3 protein-coding genes are annotated in these 5,837 nt (G+C 37.6%); 2 read left to right on the top strand and 1 reads right to left on the bottom strand.

Annotated elements, in window-relative coordinates; translation table 11 throughout:
* Positions 1-93: 93 nt before the first annotated feature.
* Positions 94-2,433, top strand: a complete 2,340-nt coding sequence (locus tag GQR46_RS15100) for an agarase (protein WP_165741357.1) — start codon at positions 94-96, stop codon at positions 2,431-2,433.
* A 171-nt stretch (positions 2,434-2,604) separates the two neighbouring features.
* The gene (locus GQR46_RS15095) at positions 2,605-3,219 is read left to right on the top strand and encodes a GntR family transcriptional regulator (RefSeq protein WP_149605600.1); all 615 of its coding nucleotides are present in this window, start codon (positions 2,605-2,607) and stop codon (positions 3,217-3,219) included.
* Positions 3,220-3,500: 281 nt separating this feature from the next.
* On the opposite strand, the gene pbpC is transcribed toward GQR46_RS15095, so the two are convergent.
* Positions 3,501-5,837: penicillin-binding protein 1C (gene pbpC, locus GQR46_RS15090; protein ID WP_165741356.1), on the bottom strand; the 2,337-nt coding region annotated here is incomplete at its 5' end.

The raw sequence follows: 5,837 nt of genomic DNA, 5'->3' as shown, positions 1-5,837 counted from the left end.
CACATAAAAACAAAAATTGAATATTGTCAACAATATTCAATTTGGTTTTTTTGTTGTATGGTATGTTAAATTGTAATTAAAGGTTGAACAGCAATGAAATATAAAAAGAACATACTACTCACATCGCTCTTACTTGCGCTAAGTGCCTGTAACCAACAAGAAATCAAGGTTGAAAAACCAACCAATGAGCCTACAGAGGTTAATTCAGCAGATACATTAATGTATTTATTTGCTGATGCTGCACACACACAGCTAACCCCAGTTCAATACAAAAGTAATGCAGCCACTGTAAAGGCAGAAAACTCTGTATTAGATGTGACATTTCAATCTAAGAAAAATTCGTACGCTAGTATTGTTTTTTCACCGGAAAAACCTTGGGATTGGAGTGAATTTAGTGATTTTAATCTTGCCTTTGAATTGGCAAACCCAGGAACACACTCTGTACAAATCTATTTAGATATCTCCGATATTGACGGTGCTAACTATACGCGTAGCGTTAATGTACCGGTAGGTGGATACAACACGTATTACGCAAAGCTTGATGGGCATGACCTTGCAACCCCTGATGGCGAGGAAAATGTAGAACTAAACTTTACCTCAGGACTTCGTTCAAACCCCGATACGTGGGAGTCTGATGAGGTACAGTTTATTTCTATGTGGGGTAAAAAAAATCTTAATTTAAAAGGTATAAATAAAATATCCATTAGCGTGCAAAGTAATCTGCACGACAAAGAGCTGGCAATAAAATCTATTTCACTTCGTAAAAACCCTCAATTTAATACTGCTTTTTTAACCAAAATTGTTGATGAATTTGGCCAAAATGCCAAACAAGAATTTTCAGGGAAGGTACATTCAGAAGCCGAGCTATTGAGCGACAAAAAACAAGAAGCAGCACAGTTACTTTCTAAACGCCCTACTAATCGCTCACGCTTTGGTGGCTGGGCAGAAGGTCCAAAATTAGAAGCTACTGGTTATTTTAGAACGGCTAAATATAATGATAAATGGTCATTAGTCGACCCTGATGGCTATTTATACCTTGCAACTGGAATTGATATTATTCGTCTTGCAAACTCAACAACACTAACTGGTTACGATTTTGATCAAGCGTTGTTGGCTAAACCAGCTAATGCAGGTGTAACACCTGAGGATTCAAAAGGGTTAAACCAAGTAAATAAAGAAGCGCTTAAAAGCCGCTTTGTAGCGTCACAAGTGCGTAAAAATTTATTTGAATGGCTACCTGATTATAATGAGCCTCTAGGTAAACATTTTGGCTATCGTAAAAGTGCGCATTCGGGTCCGTTAGAACACGGCGAAACATATAGCTTTTACGCAGCTAATTTAGAACGTAAATATGGTCAAAATAATGCAGATTACATGCAAAAATGGCGAGAAGTGACTCTTGATAGAATGATCACATGGGGCTTTAGCTCACTGGGTAATTGGACTGATCCGAGTTATTACGATAATCAAAAAGTGCCCTACTTTGCCAATGGTTGGATTATAGGTGATTTTAAAACCGTATCAAGCGGAAGCGATTTTTGGGGAGCCATGCCGGATGTATTCGACCCTGAATTTACAGTGCGTGCTAACGAAACCGTTAGTGTTGTTGCAAAAGAAGTTAAAAATTCGCCTTGGGCAGTAGGCGTATTTATTGATAACGAAAAAAGCTTTGGCCGCCCTGATTCCATTAAAAGCCATTATGGTATTGTTATTAATACCTTAGGCCGTGATGCTAAAACAGTGCCTACTAAAGCTGAATTTTCTCGCTTAATGAAAGAAAAATATACTGATGTCGCTAAACTTAATAAGGTATGGCACTTAAACTTAGCCTCATGGGTTGAGTTTGACAAAGGTGTAACGGTTGATATAAAAAATGAAGAACAACTGAGTGATTTTGCTATTTTACTTACAGCCTATGCCGACAAGTATTTTAGTGTTGTAGATGCTGCTATGGATAAATACCTGCCAAATCATATGTATTTAGGTGCACGTTTTCCGGATTGGGGCATGCCAATCGAAGTGGTTAAAGCATCTGCTAAGTATGTAGATGTAATAAGCTTTAATGCATACAAAGAAGGCTTAAGAGAAGATAAATGGGCATTTTTATCACAATTTGATAAACCAGCAATTATTGGCGAATTTCATATTGGCGCATCTGACTCGGGTTTGTTTCACCCTGGGTTAATACATGCAGCTAACCAGCAAGACAGAGCAAAAATGTATACAGATTACATGAACTCAGTCATCGACAACCCTTACTTTATTGGCGCACATTGGTTTCAATATATCGACTCGCCAATTACTGGTAGAGCCTACGATGGCGAAAACTATAATGTTGGCTTTATTAGCGTTACAGATCGCCCCTATACTGAAATGGTTGAAGCAGCTAAAGCAATGAATGAGTCTATGTATGAACGACGTTTTAAAAAATAATCGTAAATACAGCCATTAATTGTACATTTATTGGTCTATTGTAATGTGTTGACAATAGACCATTCCACTTTTTTTATATACACTGAGATAAGTACATGATCTTGACTAAATTAACAAAGCTTATTAATTAATGTTAGGGTCAGATAAAGTTAATCAAATTTAGGAATAAATATGGCTGGTAACAGAGCAACTAAAATTTTATCTGTAAAAGATCAAATAGCTGAGCAATTACGCTCAGATATAATCTCTGGTGAAATGCCACCACAAACTAAGTTAAATGAAAAAGAGCTGGCAGAGCGATTTGGTCTTTCTCGCGGCCCTATTCGCGATGTAATATTACAGCTTACAAAAGAAGGTTTACTTATTTCTCGCAATAACTGTGGTGCGTCTGTAAATAGTGTTTTAGAGCCTAAATTACAACGCTTAATGATAAAACTTCGCCGTAGTATTGAAGAGTACGCAATCACTGAATTAAACGGTAATTTAACTGATCAAAACATTGCTGAACTAGAAGGCATTTTAGCATCTTTAGAAGACGCGCTCGATAGAGAAGATTATACCGAAGTAACTAAAATTGATATTTCGTTTCATCAGTATTTAATATACCAAGCTGGTGGCGAAGAACTTGTTAATATTTGGTACCCGTACGTAATGCGTATGCGCTTAAACTATAAGCGAATTACTTCAAGTTCTGAATGTGTAAACGAGCACCGCGCTATTTTAGAAGCACTAAAAGCACAAGATAGCGCCGCAGCAGTTAAAGCAGTAAAACATAATATTAAGTAACGTACTTTCGAAGTCATTTTGATACTCCGCTATATAAACTAGCGGCTATGAAGTCATAAGGGCGTGTTGATCTTTGTAGATTGAAATTTTTTCAATCTAGGAGCCGATTTAATCGCGGCCCGAGATTTGTAATCTAGTGGGCTACCGAGCAAAAGCTCCGCGTCCCTTACCATCATCCACATCCATGTAGGTAAGAAAGAGTAAATCGCTCTCGTTTATATAAATTACAGTTATAAAAAACTACCCTTTATTTATTACATTAAATGCATGAACACTCAATATCACTGAACGAGCTTTACACGCATTGAAACTGATGCGCTACGCCCTAAATTATCAACCACTCTTACGTCAAATTCGCCTACTTGCGGGTGCCAGAAAAAAGGCGTATCTCGCTCTACTTTACCAACAAAGCTGTTATCTACAAACCAGTATAAAATTCGTGAGTCTGTATCTGTGGTTGCACTAAAAGGCAGGCTTTCTTGCTTTAATTTACTGGCTCTTATCGTGTAGCTAATTAAATTACTCGGGGATGTAATAGTCGGTGCTGAGCCTTGTGTACTCGTATCATTAATTAAGCATGAATCTAAATAAGGTGGAGGTTGGCGTTTAACAATGCCTGCTTGTTTAAATAATCTGACTAAGTCAGATGGCCAAAATTCATAAACTGCTTTTGTCGTTGTAAATTCATCATACTGACAAGCACGTAATCCCGACGCTTTATCAATATAAATTTCACGATGTATATCGGACACTTTAATTGGCGACTTACCTGGGATAAAAAGCCCTTTTTCTGTTTTAGGGCAATGCACATTAGGTAAATCACCTGTTGTTGAACAAATATCTACTTCTGTAATATTTAAACCACCTGGTTTTATATTGCCTTTGATTAAGCCGTAACTATCTAATGAACGTATTATTTCAAAAAATAAAGGCGCGGCTGCTTGTCGCCCAATAAAAGATGGGTGCCCTTCTCCTGAAAAATTACCAACCCATGTAGCTAAAACATACGGGCCAACAATACCTACTGACCATGCATCACGAAAAGCAAATGAAGTACCGGTTTTCCAATATACAGGATATGATTGCCTTCTTTCTTTTTGAAATGAGATCTCATCAACTGCACTATTTTTACTTAGCATTTGTAAAGTCAGGTAGGCTGCCTCTGGGCTGATGAGTTGCTTGATATGTTTGTTTGGGTTGTTTGGGCTGTTTGGGTTGTTTTGGTTAATAACAGCGGCGTCTTTTTTTAATATAACTTCATCCTTATACACCCCTAAATTAGCTAACATGGCGTATAACTTAACGAGCTCTAGCATCGTTACTTCACTGCCGCCCAGCGCAAGCGCTAAACCATAAAACTCTTTAGGCTGAAGCTTTTTAACATCGGCAGCAACGAGTAAATCGTATAACCCCACTTTTTGTAAGCGATACATCAAATTAACGGCAGGCACATTACGGCTCAACACGAGCGATTCAGTAGCTGATATAGGGCCTAAAAACTGTTGATCGTAGTTCTCTGGTGTATATCCTCCAAAGCGTTTGGGGGCATCTTTTACAAGCGTTAATGGATGAATTAACCCTTCGTCTATAGCAAGCGCATAAATAAATGGTTTAAGGGTTGAACCTGGCGACCGTTTAGCTCTTACACCATTTACTTGACCGCTAATGTCATTATTAAAAAAATCCACAGAGCCTAATTCTGCAACGACTTCCATAGTTTTATAATTTAGTAAAATAGCAGACGTATTACTAAGCCCGTCTCTTTGCCTACGATTAATATAATTTTTTGCATGGCGCTGAAGTAAGTTTTGTAAATTAAGGTCTATCGACGTTTTATATTCTCCCGGCTTTAGGTGCGGGTACTCGCTTTGTAAATTATTAATAAAATGTGGGGCTTCAAAAGGTAAGTCTGAAGAGGCATATACCTTTATCGGTAATTGCATAGCTGCTAGCCAATGTTTATCCTCTGGATATTTTTCAAGCCAACGAGTAAACAGTTTTTTTCTTGTTTCTAGCAATACCAATTTAGCCGACTTTTTAATGGGATTTCGTTTGGTTGGGTTTTGCGGAATTAAGCTAAGTAATAATGACTCAGGTAAATTAAGATCAATGGCTGGTTTCTTAAAGTAAATTAAACTGGCTGCACCAACACCTTCAATATTTGATCCATAAGGCGCTAAATTAAAATACGCCTCGAGTATTTGGTTTTTACTGTAGTGTCGCTCAATTTGTAACGCTCGAAGTATTTGTTCTACTTTTCCAAAAATAACATGCGTGTTCATCCCAAAGTGCAACCGGGCTACTTGCATAGTTATTGTTGAGGCACCGACTCGGTGACTTCTTTTAATATAGCTAGTATAAAACGCATTTATTAAAGCAATAAAATCGACACCAGTATGCTCATAAAAGTCTTGGTCTTCATACAATAAAGTCGCTTGTTGAACGCTCAAAGGGATTTTATCTATTGGCGTCCATAATCTATATCTATCGTCTGCGGCTAAATTTAAACGAAGTAATTTATCACTGCTATCGTAAAAAGCCGTTGAGTAAGCATTGGGCTGGGTAATATCAGGCTTTGGAGTAAATAAATACAACAGCACTGCAAGCAGTGCTGTTGT

Origin of the sequence: Pseudoalteromonas sp. Z1A6 (assembly GCF_011378745.1) — a bacterium.
Taxonomy (GTDB): Bacteria; Pseudomonadota; Gammaproteobacteria; order Enterobacterales; family Alteromonadaceae; genus Pseudoalteromonas; species Pseudoalteromonas arctica.
Note: the sequence above shows the minus strand (reverse complement) of the source record. Positions and strands in the feature narration are given on the sequence as shown.

What these genes read in the sequence shown, in the direction of transcription:
- GQR46_RS15100 (WP_165741357.1), top strand. Translation starts at nt 94, where the DNA reads ATGAAATATAAAAAGAACATACTACTCACATCGCTCTTACTTGCGCTA.
- GQR46_RS15095 (WP_149605600.1), top strand. Translation starts at nt 2,605, where the DNA reads ATGGCTGGTAACAGAGCAACTAAAATTTTATCTGTAAAAGATCAAATA.